The sequence below is a fragment of the Roseibium sp. genome (assembly GCF_965232425.1).
In the GTDB taxonomy this organism is placed as follows: Bacteria; Pseudomonadota; Alphaproteobacteria; order Rhizobiales; family Stappiaceae; genus Roseibium.
Map to the genome: position 1 here is coordinate 3,081,430 of NZ_OZ246971.1, position 18,768 is coordinate 3,100,197.

At 61.7% G+C, this 18,768-nt stretch carries 14 protein-coding genes; 9 read left to right on the forward strand and 5 right to left on the reverse strand.

What is annotated here, in order from left to right:
- Window positions 1-412 precede the first annotated feature (412 nt).
- The 3 genes from hemH to ACO08A_RS14205 all read left to right on the forward strand — a co-directional run bounded on the left by hemH (window position 413) and on the right by ACO08A_RS14205 (window position 3,164).
- On the forward strand, window positions 413-1,504 hold the full coding sequence (hemH, locus tag ACO08A_RS14195) for a ferrochelatase (RefSeq protein WP_422041657.1): 1,092 nt from the start codon (window positions 413-415) through the stop codon (window positions 1,502-1,504).
- A gap of 215 nt (window positions 1,505-1,719) precedes the next feature.
- Entirely contained in the window at window positions 1,720-2,712 is a 993-nt protein-coding gene (locus ACO08A_RS14200) for an SPFH domain-containing protein (protein WP_422041658.1), read from the forward strand.
- Window positions 2,709-3,164 carry an NfeD family protein gene (locus ACO08A_RS14205; protein WP_422041659.1) on the forward strand — a complete coding sequence of 152 codons (456 nt, stop codon included), beginning with the start codon at window positions 2,709-2,711 and terminating at the stop codon, window positions 3,162-3,164. The genes ACO08A_RS14200 and ACO08A_RS14205 overlap by 4 nt, the downstream gene beginning before the upstream one ends.
- Before the next feature lie 117 nt (window positions 3,165-3,281).
- On the opposite strand, the gene ACO08A_RS14210 is transcribed toward ACO08A_RS14205, so the two are convergent.
- From ACO08A_RS14210 to ACO08A_RS14220, 3 genes are all read right to left on the reverse strand, one after another.
- Complete coding sequence (locus tag ACO08A_RS14210) at window positions 3,282-4,136, reverse strand: flagellar motor protein MotB (protein WP_422041660.1); 855 nt, start codon at window positions 4,134-4,136, stop codon at window positions 3,282-3,284.
- A gap of 26 nt (window positions 4,137-4,162) precedes the next feature.
- Complete coding sequence (locus ACO08A_RS14215) at window positions 4,163-4,930, reverse strand: motility protein A (RefSeq protein ID WP_421979853.1); 768 nt, start codon at window positions 4,928-4,930, stop codon at window positions 4,163-4,165.
- A 175-nt stretch (window positions 4,931-5,105) separates the two neighbouring features.
- On the reverse strand, window positions 5,106-6,119 hold the full coding sequence (locus ACO08A_RS14220; protein ID WP_422041661.1) for a KpsF/GutQ family sugar-phosphate isomerase: 1,014 nt from the start codon (window positions 6,117-6,119) through the stop codon (window positions 5,106-5,108).
- 75 nt (window positions 6,120-6,194) lie between these two features.
- On the opposite strand from ACO08A_RS14220, the gene ACO08A_RS14225 reads away from it, so the two are divergent.
- From ACO08A_RS14225 to ACO08A_RS14240, 4 genes are all read left to right on the forward strand, one after another.
- A complete protein-coding gene (locus ACO08A_RS14225; RefSeq protein WP_422041662.1) occupies window positions 6,195-6,437 on the forward strand; it encodes a hypothetical protein in 243 nt (80 codons plus the stop codon).
- A complete protein-coding gene (locus tag ACO08A_RS14230; protein WP_422041663.1) occupies window positions 6,438-7,895 on the forward strand; it encodes an outer membrane beta-barrel protein in 1,458 nt (485 codons plus the stop codon).
- A gap of 211 nt (window positions 7,896-8,106) precedes the next feature.
- Window positions 8,107-9,258: a lytic murein transglycosylase gene (locus tag ACO08A_RS14235; RefSeq protein ID WP_422041664.1), complete on the forward strand. Its 1,152-nt coding sequence runs from the start codon at window positions 8,107-8,109 to the stop codon at window positions 9,256-9,258.
- A gap of 101 nt (window positions 9,259-9,359) precedes the next feature.
- Window positions 9,360-10,541, forward strand: a complete 1,182-nt coding sequence (locus tag ACO08A_RS14240) for a GDSL-type esterase/lipase family protein (RefSeq protein ID WP_422041665.1) — start codon at window positions 9,360-9,362, stop codon at window positions 10,539-10,541.
- Window positions 10,542-10,624: 83 nt separating this feature from the next.
- On the opposite strand, the gene ACO08A_RS14245 is transcribed toward ACO08A_RS14240, so the two are convergent.
- Both ACO08A_RS14245 and gltB read right to left on the reverse strand, forming a co-directional pair.
- Window positions 10,625-12,055, reverse strand: coding sequence for a glutamate synthase subunit beta (locus tag ACO08A_RS14245; RefSeq protein ID WP_421979849.1), 1,431 nt, complete (start codon window positions 12,053-12,055; stop codon window positions 10,625-10,627).
- Window positions 12,056-12,141: 86 nt separating this feature from the next.
- Entirely contained in the window at window positions 12,142-16,821 is a 4,680-nt protein-coding gene (gltB, locus tag ACO08A_RS14250; RefSeq protein WP_422041760.1) for a glutamate synthase large subunit, read from the reverse strand.
- A 660-nt stretch (window positions 16,822-17,481) separates the two neighbouring features.
- Here gltB and ACO08A_RS14255 point away from each other — a divergent pair.
- Both ACO08A_RS14255 and ACO08A_RS14260 read left to right on the forward strand, forming a co-directional pair.
- Window positions 17,482-17,781, forward strand: coding sequence for a DUF2282 domain-containing protein (locus ACO08A_RS14255; protein ID WP_421979848.1), 300 nt, complete (start codon window positions 17,482-17,484; stop codon window positions 17,779-17,781).
- A 96-nt stretch (window positions 17,782-17,877) separates the two neighbouring features.
- Complete coding sequence (locus ACO08A_RS14260) at window positions 17,878-18,768, forward strand: DUF692 domain-containing protein (protein ID WP_422041666.1); 891 nt, start codon at window positions 17,878-17,880, stop codon at window positions 18,766-18,768.

Here is an 18,768-nt window from a genome sequence, read left to right on the forward strand (position 1 = left end):
AGGTGTGTCTCCGCCTCTCCCCGAACGCCGGGGCTCCCCGGCCCCGGGTCTCACGGTGTTCGCCCGGGGGTGACGAAGGAGGGGACCGGTGGAATTTCCCTCCGTGATTGCCAGACTTGATCTGGCAATCCATGCCGCTCCTCTTTGAAAAGAGTGACGCCCTTCGGGACGCAACGAAACGGCATGGATGCCATGGTCGAGCCATGGCATGACCCGGACTGTGAAACTCATGTGGCGGCCGGTCTGTCAGGCTACTGGGTCAAACACTCTTGTCCGTTCGCCGGTTCAAGATGCTGTTTCCATGTGATCCGGCGCATTTGTCCAGCGTAAGCGCTATGCCGCATTGGCCTTGACCGCAGGTTGGCCTATGTATGGCATGAGAGGATTTTCCGCTGAGGGACACGCCGAGCCTATGAACGTTCAACCAACCGCACCGCTGAGCGCTGACAAGGTGGCCGACAAGGCTGCCGAATTCCGCAAACTGCATCTGCCCGGGGATCACCCGCCCGTCAAGAGTGGCAAGGTCGGTGTGCTCCTGGTCAATCTCGGCACCCCCGACGCGACCGACTACTGGCCGATGCGGCGATATCTGCGCGAATTCTTGTCCGACAAACGCGTGATCGAATGGCCGCGGGCGATCTGGTATCCGATCCTCTACGGCATTGTCCTGATGACCCGGCCGGGCAAGTCCGGCAAGGCCTATGACGAGATCTGGAACCACGAGAAAGATGAATCGCCGCTCAGGACCATCACGCGCAGCCAGTCCGACAAGCTGGCCGAGGTGATGGCGGGTGAGGGCGACCGGCTGAAAGTGGACTGGGCGATGCGTTACGGGCAGCCCTCGATTCCCGACAAGCTGAAGGCGCTCAAGGAGGAAGGCTGCGACCGGATCCTGGTGTTCCCGCTCTACCCGCAATATTCGGCGACGACGACGGCGACGGTGAACGATGTCGTGTGCAAGACGCTTCTGGAGATGCGCTGGCAACCCGCCATCCGGACCGTGCCGCCCTATCACGACGACCCGGTCTACGTGACCGCGCTGGCGACCTCCGTGAAGGAACATCTTGCCACGCTTGATTTCGAACCAGACGTCGTGCTGACATCCTACCACGGTATCCCGCAGTCCTATTTCAAGCGCGGCGACCCGTATCATTGCCACTGCATGAAGACGACACGGCTGATGCGCGACGTGCTCGGCTGGGACGAACAGAAGCTGCGCGTAACGTTCCAGTCCCGGTTCGGTCCCGAAGAATGGCTGCAGCCCTATACGGACAAGACCGTTGAACAGCTCGCCAAGGACGGCGTTTCCAAGGTCGCCGTCATGAACCCGGGCTTCGTTGCCGACTGCCTGGAGACGCTGGAGGAAATCGCCGGGGAAGCCGGAGAGATCTTCGAGGAAGCCGGCGGTGAGCATTTCACCCACATTCCCTGTCTCAACGACACGGGACTGGGCATGGACGTGATCGAGCATATCGTCAGGCGCGAACTCGGCGGCTGGCTCTGAGGCGATCCGCCGCCCCGGCGGACACTCTTTACGACCTCTCCAGAGCGAACGCGACCGGCGGTCGGCAGCGCCGACCCCTTATTGTGCCCATAACCTTGGAAAAAGAGGTGGGAAGTGCTGCGCACCTGCGGTGCATAGCCGGTAAAGGCGCTGGAACGACTCACGCAAAAAGAGCATAGTGGCCGCGGAAATCCAGACGTCTACAGGAGAAATTCATGCCAATCGATATCGATGGAGCCAGTATTGTCCTGATCGCTCTCGTGGTTCTCGTCATCCTGGTGTTTTTCGCCGGGGTCAAGACCGTTCCCCAAGGCTACAACTATACGATCGAACGGTTCGGCAAGTATCGCAAGACGCTGTCGCCGGGCCTGAACTTCATCATTCCGTTCATCGATACGGTCGGCCAGAAGCTGAACATGATGGAGCAGGTTCTCGATGTGCCCTCCCAGGAGGTGATTACGCGCGACAACGCGACCGTGACCGCCGACGGCGTGACCTTCTATCAGGTGCTGGATGCGGCGCGTGCCGCCTATGAGGTCCTCGGGCTGCAGAACGCGATCCTGAACCTGACGATGACGAACATCCGCTCGGTCATGGGATCGATGGACCTGGACAGCCTTCTTTCCAACCGCGACGAAATCAACGCCAAGGTGCTGCGCGTCGTCGACGCGGCGGCCGAACCCTGGGGCGTCAAGATCACGCGTATCGAGATTAAGGACATCAACCCGCCGCGGGACCTGGTCGATGCCATGGCGCGCCAGATGAAGGCGGAACGCGACAAGCGCGCGTCGATCCTGGAAGCGGAAGGCAAGCGGCAGTCGGAAATCCTGCAGGCGGAAGGGGAGAAGCAGTCGCTGATCCTCGAGGCGGAAGGCCGGCGCGAATCCGCATTCCGGGACGCGGAGGCCCGCGAGAGGGAAGCAGAGGCGGAGGCCAAGGCAACGCAGATGGTCAGTGCCGCCATCGCTTCGGGTGATGTCCAGGCGATCAACTACTTCGTCGCCAACAAGTATGTCGAGGCGTTCCAGGCCCTGGCGACCTCCCGCAACCAGAAAACACTGATCCTGCCGATGGAAGCGACCTCCCTGCTCGGCTCCCTGAGCGGGATCGGCGAGATTGCCAAGGAGGCCTTCGGCGACAAGGCGCAGGAAGACCGCACATCGTCCCGCGTTCCGAATACGGGCCGTCCCGAGGGAGATCCCTCGTGACGTTCATCGAAAACACGATCAGTGCGCTCGGGCCCTGGACGTGGTTTGTCCTCGGCCTGCTTCTGCTTGGTCTGGAGATTGTCGCACCGGGAAGCATTTTCCTCTGGTTCGGGCTGTCCGCCATCGCCGTCGGCGTTGTTGCGCTCCTCTTCGATCCGAGCTGGCAGGTGCTTGTCAGCATTTTCCTGGTCCTGTCGATCGTCAGCCTCCTGATCGGCAGGCGGATGATGCGCAGGCTCGCGTCCGAGGCCGGCGATCCCGGCCTCAATCAGCGCGGCAGCCGCTACATCGGGCGGGAATTCACGCTGCAGAAACCGCTCAGCGAGGGCGCGGGAAACCTGTCCATCGATGACACGATCTGGCGCATCACCGGCCCGGACCTGCCGGCGGGAACCAAGGTTCGCGTCGACTCCATCGATGGTGCCAGACTGGTGGTTTCGCAAGTCGAGTGAGGGCGATACGGACGGCAAAGTTTTTGCCGCCCATCCTTCGAGACGCACGCAAGCGCGCTCCTCAGGATGAAGCTGCGGATTGGAGTGACCTGAAACGACCGGTCGAGTTTCATGCGCTCAGAGTTTGTGGCCTGGCGGGACCGGGGGCTCTTCGGCTTTCAGAAGAATGCCGATGCGGCGGTTCGCGGCAAGATACGGGTCGTTGGGAAAGAGAGGTTCGGTGTCCGCTTTTCCGACAACAGCGAAGAACTGGTCTTCGGGTACACCATATTCCGCAAGGATCTGTCGTGCGACGTTCGCGCGTTCGCTTGACAGGTCCCAGCCGGTGTAGCTCGGGTCGCTGGTCTGCTGGCCCGCCGTGGTGTGCCCGGTGATCTCGACGCGGTTGGGCATGCGTGCCAGCACCGGCGCCATTTTGGCGATGAGCCGCCGTGTCGTCTCGTACGGATATTTGGAGCCTTCGCGGAACATCGACCGGCCGTCCTGGTCGACCAGCATGATGTTCAGGCCTTCCTCGGACTCCTCCAGAATGATGTTGCTCGAGACCTCGGTTATTTCCGGCATTTCCTGCCAGGCCTGGCGCAATGAAGCGGCTGCCGTAGCGAACTGGCGGGGTTTCTCGATGTCGGCTTCCAGCGTGTCATGCGTGTTGGCTTCCGGCCCCTGTTTGCGGCGTTTCTCGTGCCGCTCCTGGGAGAAATCGGAATCGTTTTCCTGCTCGACCTGGCTGATGTCCTTCATGTATTCCCGGATGGGAATGCCTTCGACCTCGATGATGCCCGTGCGGCGCGAGGTTTCCTTGACCCCGAACGCTTCGCGCATCGATCCGGCGACGACCTGCAGTTTCTCCTTGTCCTGAATGGAAAACGAGATGATCAGGACGAAGAAACATACGAGAAGCGACATCAGATCGGCAAAGGTGACCAGCCAGTCTGGAGCTCCGCCACCGCCTTGCTGCTTTTTCCGTGCCATGCGCTTCTGTCCGTTCGATTAGCCCGCTAAGCCGCCTCAACCAGTTCGGCGCGTACTTTCTCCGGCAGGTAGGCCACCAGCATTTCCTTGATGAGCGCGGGGCTCTTGGATTCGCGGATTTGGCAGACACCGTCGATGATCAGCGTCTGGTTGAGTTCGTCCACGTCGAATTTCGCATCGAGCTTGTCCACGAGCGGCAGGCAGATGATGTTCGAGATAAGGGCGCCGTAAAGTGTCGTCAGAAGAGCGACGGCCATCGAAGGACCGATCGCGGCCGGATCGTCCATGTTGGCAAGCATCTGCACGAGACCTACGAGCGTTCCGATCATGCCGAAGGCCGGCGCCGAATCGCCGAGCGCCTTCATCACGCGCTTGCCTTCCGACAGGCGCGACAGCTGAAGGTCCCGCTCCCGTTCCATCGCTTCCTTGATGAATTCGAGCTCATAGCCGTCGGCGATGTACTGCACGCCCTTTGCCAGAACGGGATCCGAGACGTCGACGTTTTCCAATCCGAGCGGGCCGGACTTGCGGACGATCTCGCCTAGATTGGTGATTTCCGAGATCAGGTCGCGCGGACTGTTGCCCTTGCCTGACAGGGCGACCTTGAAACCGGTCACGAACGCGGTCGCGATGTCCGACAGCTGAAAGCGGACAAGCGTGGCCGCAAGGCCGCCGCCGACCACGATCAGGACCGAGGGCACGTCGACGAATTGCGTGAAGCTGCCGCCAAGGAAAATAGCGGTCAACACGATGCCAAACGCACCTACGATTCCAATGAGGGTCGCCAGATCCATTCTGATCACACACCAAGGTCTATGGCATTCCAGCCAGTGAAACTTGGGTGCAGTCTAAGACTGGTATGGCTAATCAAATCCTAATGCGCTTCGACGAAGTGCATGGAAAACGAACTTTTTTGGCTGCGCTGACGGTTTTGTGACCGGTTGCTACCGATGCCTTTCGGCAAAAAAATCAGGCCGCGCCGATCCGCAGCAGATCATGAAGGTGCACGATGCCGACGGGACGGCCGTCTTCAATGACGAAAACGGAGGTGATGGACAGGCTGTTCACCAGTTCGAGAATCGTTGCTGACAGGGTGTCCGGTCCTACCGTTTTCGGCGACGGGGTCATGATGTCCCCCGCGGTCTTGTTCAGGAGGTTCGCGGAAACGTGCCGCCGCAGGTCGCCATCCGTAATGATGCCGATCAGCTGGTTCAGTTCATCCGTCACGCCGAGGACACCGAACCCGCGCTGGGTCATGAGCACGATGCCGTCGCTCATGGATGTGGTTGCAGATGCAAGCGGTAGCCTGTCCCCGGAATGCATAATGTCGCGGGCCGTTTTCAGGCTGGCGCCGAGTCGTCCGCCAGGATGAAGGACACGGAAGTCCTGCGCGGTGAAACCACGCCCTTCCAGCAGCGCGACCGCCAGCGCATCGCCGATGGCGAGCTGGATGAGCGCGGACGTTGTCGGCGCCAGGCCATGCGGGCAGGCCTCCGCGACGCCGGGCAGCTTCAGGACAATGTCCGATGCGCGCCCGAGCGCGCTGTCCTCGCGGGAGGTGATGGCCACCAGCGGAACCTTGAAGCGCCGTGTGTAATTGACGATGCTCGCCAGTTCCTGCGTCTCGCCGGACCAGGACAGGGCTAGAACCACGTCATTGTTGCCGATCATGCCCAGATCGCCGTGGCTTGCTTCCGAGGCGTGGACAAAGAAGGAAGGCGTCCCGGTGGACGCAAGACTTGCGGCGATCTTCGTGCCGATATGACCGCTCTTGCCGATGCCCGTGACGATGACGCGGCCGGTGCTCTTGCTGATCAGGTCAAAGGTGCGCTTGAACGGGCCGGCGAGCCCGTTTTTCAGGGCTGCCCGCACGGCACTCAATCCCGCGATTTCTGTCTCCAGGGTCCGCTCCGCAGATACCACGCTCTGCGTCAGCTTGTCCGAGGTCTGATCGGAAACGGTTTCGGGGGATGGAGTTGCCATAAGATCTTTCTTCTTCTGAACTGGTTATGACCTAGACCACTCGCTTGCGGGGATCAAGAAGCCGTGGTGGCCGAAATGCCTTCGATATCCTCATTCGCTCCCTCTGTCGGCCCAGATTGCGCCAAATCTATGGAGGAAGACCCAATTGACGGGCTGCTCGCGCAGATTTCGGCACGTGTTGTGGATGAAGACAGCGTCCGCGCAGATGCCGGAGCGGCAGGGAGCGGCCGCTTTGTCAATTTGCAAAAAAGAAACGAAGGATTAACCAAGTTTGGTCAGTTTGAAACCGATCTAGACTTCGACCGGTTCGATACCTGAATGCGCCGCCTATTGCCCCTGCTTGCCTCCCTGACCGCTTTCGCGGTGGCGCCGTCCCATGCGCAAACGGCGCTGCCGGACTTGCGCGGCACGGATGTGCCCGGTGGCCGTGAAGGGGCAACCAACGCGGCTGAAGCTAGCACGCAGGCCAATCCGGCCCAGTCCGATGTCTATGCGCTGCGCCGGACGCTCAACAGTGCAGAAGCCGAAGACGGCTCGACCGGCCTTGGCACGAACGGGCAGGTTGCGCCGGTCCGGCCGTTTTCCGACCGGATCGCCTCGGTCGACCGCGCGGTGCCGCTGTCCGAAAGCCTCGTCGACGACAGTGTCTTCGGCGGGGACACGACCTTTGACCGGCCGAGCGGTATCCGCCTCGGGTCGTTCACCTTCACGCCGCAGATCACCCTTGCGACCGGCTGGACGGACAACACCGCCCGATCCTCCTCGGGCACGGCCGGGGCGCTCTACCGCATTTCTCCGGACTTTGCGCTCACCTCGAACTGGTCACGGCACGAGTTTGGCGCTTCCCTGCGCGGGTCCTATACCGGGTATCCGGAAAACACCGACGACAACGACGGCAACGTGTCCGCCGCAGCTGATCTGAGGCTCGATCTCAACGATGTGACACAGATCGACACCGGGGTGTCCTATACCTACACGCGAGAGGAAGACGGGAGCGCCGAATCAACAGCTTCGGGCGCCGATCACGTGCAAACCTTTACAGCCGATCTCGGCGCCACGCGCGCCGTCGGCCTTGTCGCGGCGACCGCCTTTGTCGGACTCGACCGCAGCGTCTACACGTCCGATGACGATATCGACAGCGGTCGCGACAACACGCTCTACTCGGCCAATCTCAGGCTCGACATGGATACCGGCAGCGTGTTCACGCCGTTTGTCGAAGGGTCGCTGCTGCTTCGCCGCTTCGACGAAGCCTGCAGCGACAGCCTGTGCGAAAAGCGTGATGCCAACGGCTATCAGCTGCGCGGCGGGCTGAGCATCGCGTCCGGGCCGAAGGTGACGGGCAATATCGGCTTGGGCTGGCGTATCGAGGACATCGAGGACGATCGGCTGGACGCTCTTTCCGGGCTTGTCGTTGACGGATCGCTGGTCTGGTCGCCGTCCCGGCTGACGACCGTCACGGCCGGGCTCGGAACCAACTTTGTCGCGACGGATATTGACACTTCTAGCGGCTCGATCATTTATTCGGGAGATTTGAGGGTGGCGCACGCTTTCAGCGACCGGTTGGTTGCGGAGACAGGCGTCGGATACAGTTACAGGACGTATGAAGGCGTTTCGATCGAAGAAAAGACATTGACCGGATTTGGCGGCGTGACGTTTGCGCTGACGCGCAACACGGCCTTGATCGTCGATTACACGCATCGCAGGTTCGACAGTTCCGAGGACGGCAGCGATTATACCGAAAATGCGATCGAAGCCGGTCTCAGGTTCCGTCATTAACGGTACAGTAACCACTCAAAGATCATTCATGGGGCGGGGGCAGAAGCGAACACGAACAGGGGCAACGGCCCCAGGGCTTAAGGAGGCCCCGATGCGGAGCTTTAATTGGCGGACTGCTGACGTGACGGCTTTGGTGCCTGGACTGACTGTCTTGAAATCCCGAATTCGGCAGCTTGTAGGCTGTGCTGTCCTGGCAACCGGACTGACCGCCGTGAGTGTACCGGCTCAGGCCGATCCGGGGTTTGACCGTTTCGTGCGCGACTTCTGGCCGACGGCGAAGGCTGCCGGGATTTCCTCGCAGACCTACAATTCCGTCTTCACCGGGATGACGCCTGACGACGACACGATCCGCCTGATGGGCAAGCAATCGGAATTCGTCAAGCCGATCTGGGACTATCTTGACAGCGCGGTCTCCGATACCCGCGTCGAGAAGGGGCGCGAATTGCTGGAGGAATACGCGATTGTCCTGCAGCAGATCGAAGGCAGATACGGTGTCGACCGGGAAGCGGTGCTGGCAATCTGGGGCATGGAGACCAACTATGGCGGCTTCATGGGCCGGCACAACGTGATCCAGGCCCTTGCGACGCTGGCCTATGCCGCACCGCGCAGGAAGAGCTTCTGGAACAAGGAACTCGTCACGGCCCTTGCCATCGTGCAGGCAGGCCACGTCCGGTTTCAGGACATGGAAGGGTCGTGGGCCGGAGCCATGGGACACACCCAGTTCATGCCCTCGAGCTGGAAAGCCTATGCCTCCGACTACGATGGCGATGGCCGCCGGGACATCTGGACATCCATTCCCGACGCGCTTGCCTCGACTGCGAACTACCTGAAGAAACACGGCTGGCAGACCGGCAAGACATGGGGCTACGAAGTCAAGCTGCCGTCCGGCTTCGACTATCACCTTGCCGATGGCGAGAAGACGCTGACGATCGGCGAGTGGAGCAGATACGGCATCGGCCGCTCCAACGGCAGGGCGTTTCCCCGGCCTTCCGACAAGGCCGTTCTGGTGCTGCCGGCAGGTGCGAGTGGACCGGCCTTCCTGATGCTGCGCAATTTCTACGTGATCAAGCGGTACAACAACGCGACGGCCTACGCTCTTGCCGTCGGCCACCTGGCAGACCGCCTGATCGGTGGCGGGCCCCTTGCTGGTGACTGGTCGCGGGATCACAAACCGCTCAGCCGTTCAGAAACCGCTGAACTGCAGAACCTCCTGAACAGCCGCGGTTTTTCCGTCGGAGCCGCCGACGGCAAGGTCGGTCCGGCCACACGCCGGGGCATCCGGGCGTTCCAGCAATCGCGCGGCCTCGTGCCGGACGGGTATGCATCGGTGATGTTGCTGAGGCAGGTGAAGCAAGGCGGTTGATATCCGCCTTGCACAAATCAACAAGCATCTGGTGGCTTCCCCTGCGGCGCTGTTGGGTTTATCTGTGTTAGACGGACCGACGGAGGTGAGCGGTGGCATTGATGGCCGGAAAGGCAAAGCTCAGCACGAAAGCGGTGATGCGTCTTTTCAGGATTGCGTTGGTGGCCGTGCTTTGCGTGACCTTCGGGCCGTCGCCGGACACCTTTGCCCAGCAGGCTGAAGACAAGGAGATCGTCGTCGCGCAAAGCGGGCTGCTGCGCGGCTTCAATCCGTTTTCCCCCCTGCAAAAGCTCTTCGGCAGCAAGGAACGGCGCCGGGGCCAGCAACCCCAGCAACAGACCAAGAAACGCCAGGCACCGGCACGCGCTGCCGGGACACCGCCCAAATACGAACCCGTCGCGAAAGACGAGAATGCAGGCGTGATCCTGGTTGTCGGCGATCGCATGGCGCGCGGTGTTGCCGACGGGCTTGATTTTATCTTTGCCGAAAAACCGCAAATTCGCGTCGAGCGGATCACCGAGGACAAGGCGGGCTTTGCGGGCGAGGGGGCACCGGACTGGAGCACGAGGGCGCTCGCCAAGATCCGCGGCGACGACGTCAAGGCGGTCGTGGTCATGATCGGCCGCCAGGATCTCGGAGAACCGTTCCCGGGCGAAGTGCCGGTCGAATTCATGACGCAGGAATGGATCGATGTCTATCGCAAGAAGGTCGAAGGGCTCGTTCGGGTCGTGCGCCAGGAAAAGAAACCCATCGTCTGGGCGGGCTTGCCTCCGACGAATACGGAGACCGTCAACGCGGATTTCACGCAGTTGAACTCGATCTTCCAGTCTCTGACCGAGGATCGACGTGTCCGCTATGTCGATATCTGGGACATCTTCCTGGCCGAAGACGGCAGCTATTCTTCCTTCGGCCCGGACGTTGACGGCAAGAACGCCCGGCTGCGGACGCGGGACCGGATCGGTTTCACATGGCCCGGTTATCAGAAACTTGCCTTCTTCGTTGATCGCGAGCTTCTGAGGCTGCTAGGCGGCTATGGCGGGCTGGCGTTCGAGGGTATCGAGGATGATCCGAACTTCATCGTTCTGACCGGCAGGACAACTTCGCCCGAGGCGCTTCTGCTGGGGGGAGAGGACGACGAAGGCAAGGTCAACAGGAACAGCGCCGCCTACCGCTTCTTCGTCAAGGGCGATCCGCTGCCGCCCATGCCCGGCCGCGTCGATGACCCGCGCATGGCCGTCGAAGGCACGTCCGTCCTGGAAGACGCGGTTCCAAGCGGCTCATAACTCCACAAAACGCAAGTCGTCTGCTGCTGCGCGGCTTCGGCCAGCCGGGGCAAGCGGCCTTGCGCCGCCTGAACGCCGTTCGATTATCTCGGCAGATCCGACGTGCCGGTCAGGAACTCGTCGACGGCCCGCGCGGCCTGGCGGCCTTCGCGGATGGCCCAGACCACCAATGACTGACCCTTGCGCACGTCACCGGCGGCAAAGACCTTGTCCATGCTGGTCTTGTAGTCCTCGGTGTTGGCCTTGACGTTGGTGCGGCCGTCGAGTTCGAGCTTGTCACCCGCCTCGGCGATGTAGGTGTCCAGCAGCGGGCCGGAGAAGCCGATTGCCGCAAGCACGAGATCCGCGCGCAAGATGAATTCGGTTCCCTCGATCGGGTGGCGCTTTTCATCGACCCGGGCGCATTTCACGCCGGTCACAACGCCGTCTTCGCCCACGAGGGCAAGGGTGGCAGCGGAGAATTCCCGTTCAGCGCCTTCCGCCTGCGAGGAGGATGTGCGGAACTTGGTCGGCCAATAGGGCCAGACCGTCATCTTGTCTTCCTTGAGCGGCGGGATCGGGCGGATGTCGAGCTGGGTGACGGACAGGGCGCCCTGCCGGAACGCCGTGCCGACGCAGTCCGAGGCGGTGTCGCCGCCGCCAATGACGACCACGTGCTTGCCACCGGCCCAGATCGGCAGCTCATCGCCTTCCGGCTCGCCGCCGACGCGGCGGTTCTGCTGTACGAGATATTTCATCGCCCAATGGCAGCCTTCCAGTTCCATTCCGGAGACGCCCGGGTCGCGCGGACGCTCCGCGCCGGCGCACAGGATGACGGCATCGTGGCGTTCGGCCAGTTCTTCCAGAGCGGTATCGACGCCGACATTCACGCCGTAGTGGAACGTGACGCCTTCGGCTTCCATCTGTTCGACGCGGCGGTCGATATAGTGCTTTTCCATCTTGAAGTCGGGAATGCCGTAGCGCAGCAGACCGCCGGCGCTCGGTTCGCGCTCATAGATGTGCACCGTGTGTCCGGCGCGCGCGAGCTGCTGCGCCGCAGCCATTCCAGCCGGTCCGGAACCGATGATCGCAACGGCCTTGCCGGTCTTGCGCGCCGCCGGTTCGGGCACGATCCAGCCTTCTTCCCATCCCTTGTCGGCAATCGCCTGCTCGACGGTCTTGATGTTGACCGGGATGTCTTCAAGGTTGAGCGTACAGGCTTCCTCGCAAGGCGCCGGGCAGATGCGGCCGGTGAATTCGGGAAAGTTGTTCGTGGAGTGCAGGTTGCGCAGGGCAATGTCCCAGTCGCCCTGGTAGACGAGGTCGTTCCAGTCGGGGATCTGGTTGTTCACCGGACAGCCGTCGGGGCCGTGGCAGAACGGAATGCCGCAATCCATACAGCGCGCCGCCTGGCTGGCGACTTCCTGATCGTTCAGCGGGATCGTGAACTCACGGAAATGGCGGATGCGGTCAGAAGCCGGCTGGTACTTCTGCTCCTGACGATCGATTTCCAAAAAACCGGTAACCTTGCCCAAGGCAACCTCCTCAAATTTGCGTCTTCCCAAAGTGGCTTCTATCGGCCGCTGACTGCGGCCGAGAGCCATTTCTTTCCGTTTTCCGATTACTCCGCGGCAACCATGCCGAGGCGCTGTTCTTCCATTTCGCGCAGCGCGCGGCGGTACTCGACCGGCATCACCTTGACGAATTTGGGCCGGTAGGTCGCCCAGTCGTCCAGGATTGCGGCTGCCTTGGTCGAGCCGGTCAGCTCGACATGTTTCGTCAGCATCTGGCGCAGGCGTTCGTCATCGTGCCGGCTCATGTCGGACGACAGGTCGACACGCCCCTTGTGCTCGATGTCGCCGCCATGGTGATGCAGCTTTTCCAGGAGGTCGTCTTCTTCCGTGACCGGCTCCAGATCGACCATTGCCAGGTTGCAGCGCGTGCCGAAGGAACCGTCCTCGTCGAGAACGTAGGCAATGCCGCCCGACATGCCGGCCGCAAAGTTGCGCCCTGTCTGGCCGATCACCACGACAACGCCGCCGGTCATGTATTCGCAGCCGTGGTCACCCACGCCTTCGACAACGGCAATCGCACCGGAATTGCGCACCGCGAAGCGCTCACCGGCCACGCCGCGGAAGTAGCACTCGCCTTCGGTCGCACCGTAAAGAACGGTGTTGCCGACGATGATGCTGTTCTCCGCAACGATGCGGGTGTTTTCCGGCGGGCGGACGATCAGCTTGCCGCCAGCCAGGCCCTTGCCGACATAGTCGTTGGCGTCGCCGACCAGATCGATGGTGACGCCTCTTGCGACAAACGCGCCGAATGCCTGTCCGGCCGTTCCCTTCAGGTTGATCCTGAGCGTGTCGGGTTTCTTGAGGCCCTTGTTGCCATAGCGTTTGGCGATCTCGCCGGACAGCATCGCGCCAACCGAACGGTCAACCGAGCAGATGGTCTCGTCGATGACGGTCGGCTCCTTGCTTTCCAGCGCCGGCTGCGCAGCGGCAATCAGGCGCCGGTCGAGAATGTCGACGATCGGATGTTCCTGGGCCTGCGTCCAGCGGGTTTCTTCCGGCTCGGCATCGGGCTGGAAGAAGATCCGCGAGAAGTCGAGGCCCTGGGCTTTCCAGTGCTCGATGGCCGCATTCTTGTCCAGGAAATCCGAGCGGCCAATCAAGTCGTCCAACTTGCTGACACCGAGGCCTGCCATGATCTCGCGCACTTCCTCGGCAACGTAGAAGAAGTAGTTGATCACATGCTCCGGTGTTCCCTTGAAGCGCTTGCGCAGCACGGGGTCCTGGGTCGCGATGCCAACCGGGCAGGTGTTGAGATGGCACTTGCGCATCATCAGGCAGCCGGCGGCAATCAGTGGGGCCGTGGAGAAGCCGAACTCGTCAGCGCCAAGCAGCGCACCGACGATAACGTCGCGTCCGGTGCGCAGGCCACCATCGACCTGGAGGGCGACGCGCGAGCGCAGGCCGTTCAGCACAAGTGTCTGCTGGGTCTCGGCCAGGCCGATTTCCCAGGGGCTGCCGGCATGCTTGATCGATGTCAGCGGAGAGGCACCCGTGCCGCCGTCGAAACCTGAAATGGTGATGTGGTCCGCGCGTGCCTTGGCAACGCCCGCCGCAACGGTACCGACGCCGACTTCCGATACCAGCTTGACGGAGATATCCGCCTCCGGGTTGACGTTTTTCAGGTCATAGATGAGCTGCGCCAGATCCTCGATCGAGTAGATGTCATGGTGCGGCGGCGGCGAGATCAGGCCGACACCCGGGGTCGAGTGACGAACCTTGGCAATGACCGCGTCGACCTTGTGACCGGGCAGCTGGCCGCCTTCGCCGGGTTTTGCGCCCTGGGCGACCTTGATCTGGATCATGTCGGAATTGACCAGATATTCGGTGGTCACACCGAAGCGTCCGGACGCCACCTGCTTGATCGCGGAGCGGCGCGGGTTACGCGATCCGTCCGGGAGCGGGTTGAAACGCTCGGGCTCCTCGCCGCCTTCACCGGTGTTCGACTTGCCGCCGATCTGGTTCATGGCGATGGCGAGCGTCGTATGGGCTTCACGCGAGATCGACCCGAAGGACATGGCGCCGGTGACGAAGCGCTTGACGATGCTTTCGGCGGATTCCACCTGATCGATATCGATCGCGGACCGGCCGATTTCGCCGGCGTCCTTGATGCGGAAGAGACCGCGGATCGCATAGCGTCCACTCTTCTCGTTCACTTCCTGCGCGAACGCCCGGTACATGTCAGGCAGCTTGGACCTGACGGCGTGTTGCAGCTGCGCGATGGATTCGGGCGTCCACATGTGGTTTTCGCCGCGCGTGCGGTAGGCGTACTCACCGCCGACATCCAGCGAACGGCGCAGGATGGCGACATCGCCGAAGGCTTCCGAATGGCGCAGGACGGTCTCTTCGGCAACTTCACCAAGACCGATGCCCTCGATCATGGTCGCGGTTCCGAAGAAGTATTTTTCCACGAAAGCCGATCCGAGGCCGACGGCGTCGAAGATCTGCGCGCCGCAATAGGACTGGTAGGTCGAGATTCCCATCTTGGACATCACCTTCAGGATGCCCTTGTCGATCGACTTGATGTAGCGCTCGACCACCTCGAACTGGTCGACTTCTTCGGGGAAGTCCATTTCCATGTGCATGGAAAGAAGCGTCTCGAAGGCGAGATAGGGATTGATCGCCTCGGCGCCGAAGCCGGCGAGGACGCAGAAGTGATGGACTTCGCGCGCTTCACCCGTCTCGACCACCAGCCCGACGGAGGTGCGCAGGCCCTTGCGGATCAGGTGATGATGCACGGCGGCGGTTGCCAGCAGGGCCGGAATGGCGATGCGGGACCGGCTGATCAGGCGGTCGGACAGGATGATGATGTTGTAGCCGTCGCGGACGGCTTTTTCCGCACGCTGGCACAGTTCATCCAGCGCGCCTTCCATCCCGTTGGCGCCCTTCTCGGCGTTGTAGGTGATGTCGAGCGTCTTGGCGGAGAACTGGTTGTCGGCGATGTCGCCGATGGCGCGGATCTTCTCCAGGTCCTCGTTGGTCAGGATCGGCTGCCGCACTTCCAGGCGCTTGGACGAGGACAGGCCCTTCAGGTCGAAAATGTTCGGGCGCGGTCCGATGAAGGACACCAGGCTCATGACCAGTTCCTCGCGGATCGGATCGATCGGCGGGTTGGTGACCTGGGCGAAATTCTGCTTGAAGTACGTGTACAGCAGCTTCGATTTGTCGGAGAGCGCGGAAATCGGCGTGTCGGTTCCCATGGAGCCGATCGCTTCCTGGCCGACGGTCGCCATCGGGGTCATCAGAAGCTTGATGTCTTCCTGGGTGTATCCGAAGGCCTGTTGACGATCGAGCAGGCTCTCGCCGGCAACAGGTGCGCGCTGACGCACGCCCGGCAGGTCTTCAAGGACGATCTGCGTCCGGTGGAGCCAGTCCTTGTAGGGATTTGCCGTCGACAGCTCACGCTTGATCTCATCGTCCGAGACGATGCGGCCCTCATCGAGATCGATCAGAAGCATCTTGCCCGGCTGCAGGCGCCACTTCTGGACGATCCGTTCCTCTTCTACCGGCAGAACGCCGACCTCGGAGGACATGATCACGAAGTTGTCGTCCGTCACGATGTAGCGGGCCGGACGCAGGCCATTGCGGTCCAGCGTCGCGCCGATCTGTTGTCCGTCGGTGAAGGCAACGGCCGCCGGGCCGTCCCACGGTTCCATCAGTGCCGCGTGATACTCGTAAAATGCGCGGCGGTTGTCATCCATGAGCGGGTTGCCGGCCCAGGCTTCCGGGATCAGCATCATCGCCGCATGCGCGAGCGAATAACCGCCCATGACGAGGAATTCCAGAGCGTTGTCGAAACACGCCGTGTCGGACTGTCCCTCGTAGGAGATCGGCCACAGCTTGGAGATATCGTCGCCCAGGAGCGCGGACGAAACGGATGCCTGGCGGGCAGCCATCCAGTTGACGTTGCCGCGCAGCGTGTTGATCTCACCGTTATGGGCAACCATCCGGTAGGGATGCGACAGGTCCCAGGACGGGAACGTGTTCGTGGAAAAGCGCTGGTGCACGAGCGCCAGGGCGGACGTGAAGCCCGGATCTTTCAGGTCGGCGTAGTAGGCGCCAAGCTGGTAGGCCAGGAACATGCCCTTGTAGACGATGGTCCTGCTGGACAGGGAAACGATATAGAAGCCCTTGCTGACGGCATCGGTTTCCGCGCGTACGGTGTTGGAGATCACCTTGCGCAACACGTAAAGACGGCGTTCGAAGGCGTCTTGGTCCTCGCTGCGCGCCCGCTTGATGAAAACCTGGCGGGACACGGGCTCGGTCGCCGCGATGTCGAGCGCCTTGGAAAGGGACGAATTGTCGACCGGCACATCGCGCCAGCCAATGAGGTCTTCGCCTTCGGCGGCAATCACCCGCTCGACGATTTCCTCGCACTTGGCGCGCAGTGCATCGTCCTGCGGCATGAATATGAAACCGACGCCATAGTGGCCAGCCTCGGGAAGCGGCGTCCCGGCCTTGTCCATCTCCGCGGCAAAGAAGGCGTGCGGGATCTGAACGAGCATGCCGGCACCATCGCCCATGAGCGGGTCTGCACCAACCGCGCCGCGGTGTGTCAGGTTCTCCAGAACCTGCAGGCCGTCGGAAATGATCTTGTGGGATTTCTCGCCCTTCATGTGGGCAATAAACCCGACACCGCAGGCATCGTGTTCGCGCGACGGATTGTAGAGCCCTTTGTCGGCGGCCGTGCCCAGTCGTTCGGCAAGTGTCGCGGCTGTGGCGGGTTTCATCTCCGCGCTGCCTGCTTGCATGGCTGTGCTGGTCGTCAGCTCTGTTCTCGTCATGTGCGCCCTCACTGTTAACCCCAGTGCTGCCGTGGTTTGAAGCGTCCGGTTCCGTTCGGGTCGCATCCCATCAAGAATGCGGCTCGGCGAACCCTGGCCTCAATGCCCCGGCTCTGTCGATGTATTACCGCGCCGGCCTGTCAAAACAAACCGTCGCATTGACGCAGCGGACATGCCGCTGCCGAAACATCCCGTTTCGTCTTGCCGCGAATCCTCCCCGGATCCGTCGACCGGTCAGCCTACTTGCTGCTTCTTTCCCGCCAGCTTGCATGTGCCGCCGGCGCCGCATTAATTGGGACAGCATACCTGTCCTATTCTAGGCGCGCGGAACATGACAGATTTCGCTGCCGGGAGCAAGTCTGTTTCTGTGGGGCGGCATTATAATTGTTTCATCGAAAAAGTTCCAATTGTCTCGAAAGGCCATTTTCGCCAGAATTTGGGTAAGAATATTTCGTCTGTGAAAATCTCGCCCAAGGCTGCTCTCAAAGCGGTCACAGGCGTTTGATTTCCTATTTATCGGCGATAGGCTCATTTCTGTCTTGCGCCTGCGCCACACCCGGAGCGCGTTGGCCCCAATTGGATTTGGTTCGACCAGAGGAGTTCGAAATGAAAAACAAGGCTATGTCCGCAGCAATCGTCGCTGGTGCCGTTGCAACCGCAGTCGCCGGTCTTTCCGCTACCGCCCCTGCGCACGCGCAAGCCAAGGAAAAGTGCTACGGCGTGTCTCTCAAAGGCCAGAATGACTGCAAGGCCGGCGCCGGAACCACATGCGCAGGCACGTCCACGGTCGACTACCAGGGCAATGCCTGGACCCTCGTACCGAAGGGCACATGCGTATCCATGGAACTGCCGGACGGCCGCAAGGGTTCGCTGACCGAGCTGGACCGCGACCTGCCGGAAGCCTGATTTCCGCGTGATTTGCGGCCGGATGACCGGCCGCCTCTTCGGGCAGGCGGAGTTATGCCGCCTGCCTGACTGCTTTTTCTCCACCCGGAGCCAGACATGTTCGCCGAGCACACACGTCCACACCGCATTGACGCAGCCATACCGGCGCGGGCCGGCGCGGGACTGAAGGCCGAACATGTCAACGACATTCTCCGGACCGAAGCCGATATCGGGTTTTTCGAGGTCCACGCGGAAAACTACATGGGTGCCGGCGGGATGCCGCATCGGCAGCTGGAGACGATCCGGGAAAGATATCCGCTGTCCCTGCACGGCGTCGGTCTTTCGATCGGCGGCGAAACGCCACTGGACAAGGATCACCTGGAGCGCCTTGCGAAGCTCAACAAAAGATACGAGCCGGGCCTCTTCTCGGAACATCTCGCGTGGTCCACCCACGACACCACCTATTTCAACGACCTTCTTCCCGTGCCCTACGATCAGGCAACGCTGGACCGCGTCTGCGACCATATCGACGAGGTACAGACCGTGGTCGGGCGGAAGATGCTTCTCGAAAACCCGTCTACCTACGTTGCCTTCGAGCAGAGCACGATGAGCGAGCTTGATTTTCTGAAGGAAATCACGCGCCGGACCGGCTGCGGCCTGCTGCTAGATGTCAACAACGTCCATGTTTCGTGTACCAACCACGAAAGATCGGCCGAGGATTACCTGGCCGCGTTTCCCATCGGCGACGTCGGCGAGATCCATCTGGGCGGCCACGCGCCGGATACCGATGACGCGGGGCGCCCCCTGCTGATCGATGCGCATGACCGGGAAGTCGACGACGCCGTCTGGGCACTCTACGAGACGGTGATACGTCAAAACGGTCCGATACCCACCCTGATCGAGTGGGACAACGACGTTCCGGCGTGGAAGGTCCTGCAGGCCGAGGCGCAGGCGGCCGATGCGATCCTGAGCGGTGCACCGGCCACGGCCCTGAAACGTGCGGTCTGA

Coding starts and splice junctions, on each gene's coding strand:
- hemH (WP_422041657.1), top strand. CDS start 413: ATGAACGTTCAACCAACCGCACCGCTGAGCGCTGACAAGGTGGCCGAC.
- ACO08A_RS14200 (WP_422041658.1), top strand. CDS start 1,720: ATGCCAATCGATATCGATGGAGCCAGTATTGTCCTGATCGCTCTCGTG.
- ACO08A_RS14210 (WP_422041660.1), bottom strand. CDS start 4,136: ATGGCACGGAAAAAGCAGCAAGGCGGTGGCGGAGCTCCAGACTGGCTG.
- ACO08A_RS14215 (WP_421979853.1), bottom strand. CDS start 4,930: ATGGATCTGGCGACCCTCATTGGAATCGTAGGTGCGTTTGGCATCGTG.
- ACO08A_RS14220 (WP_422041661.1), bottom strand. CDS start 6,119: ATGGCAACTCCATCCCCCGAAACCGTTTCCGATCAGACCTCGGACAAG.
- ACO08A_RS14225 (WP_422041662.1), top strand. CDS start 6,195: ATGCCTTCGATATCCTCATTCGCTCCCTCTGTCGGCCCAGATTGCGCC.
- ACO08A_RS14230 (WP_422041663.1), top strand. CDS start 6,438: ATGCGCCGCCTATTGCCCCTGCTTGCCTCCCTGACCGCTTTCGCGGTG.
- ACO08A_RS14240 (WP_422041665.1), top strand. CDS start 9,360: ATGGCCGGAAAGGCAAAGCTCAGCACGAAAGCGGTGATGCGTCTTTTC.
- gltB (WP_422041760.1), bottom strand. CDS start 16,821: ATGAAACCCGCCACAGCCGCGACACTTGCCGAACGACTGGGCACGGCC.
- ACO08A_RS14255 (WP_421979848.1), top strand. CDS start 17,482: ATGAAAAACAAGGCTATGTCCGCAGCAATCGTCGCTGGTGCCGTTGCA.
- ACO08A_RS14260 (WP_422041666.1), top strand. CDS start 17,878: ATGTTCGCCGAGCACACACGTCCACACCGCATTGACGCAGCCATACCG.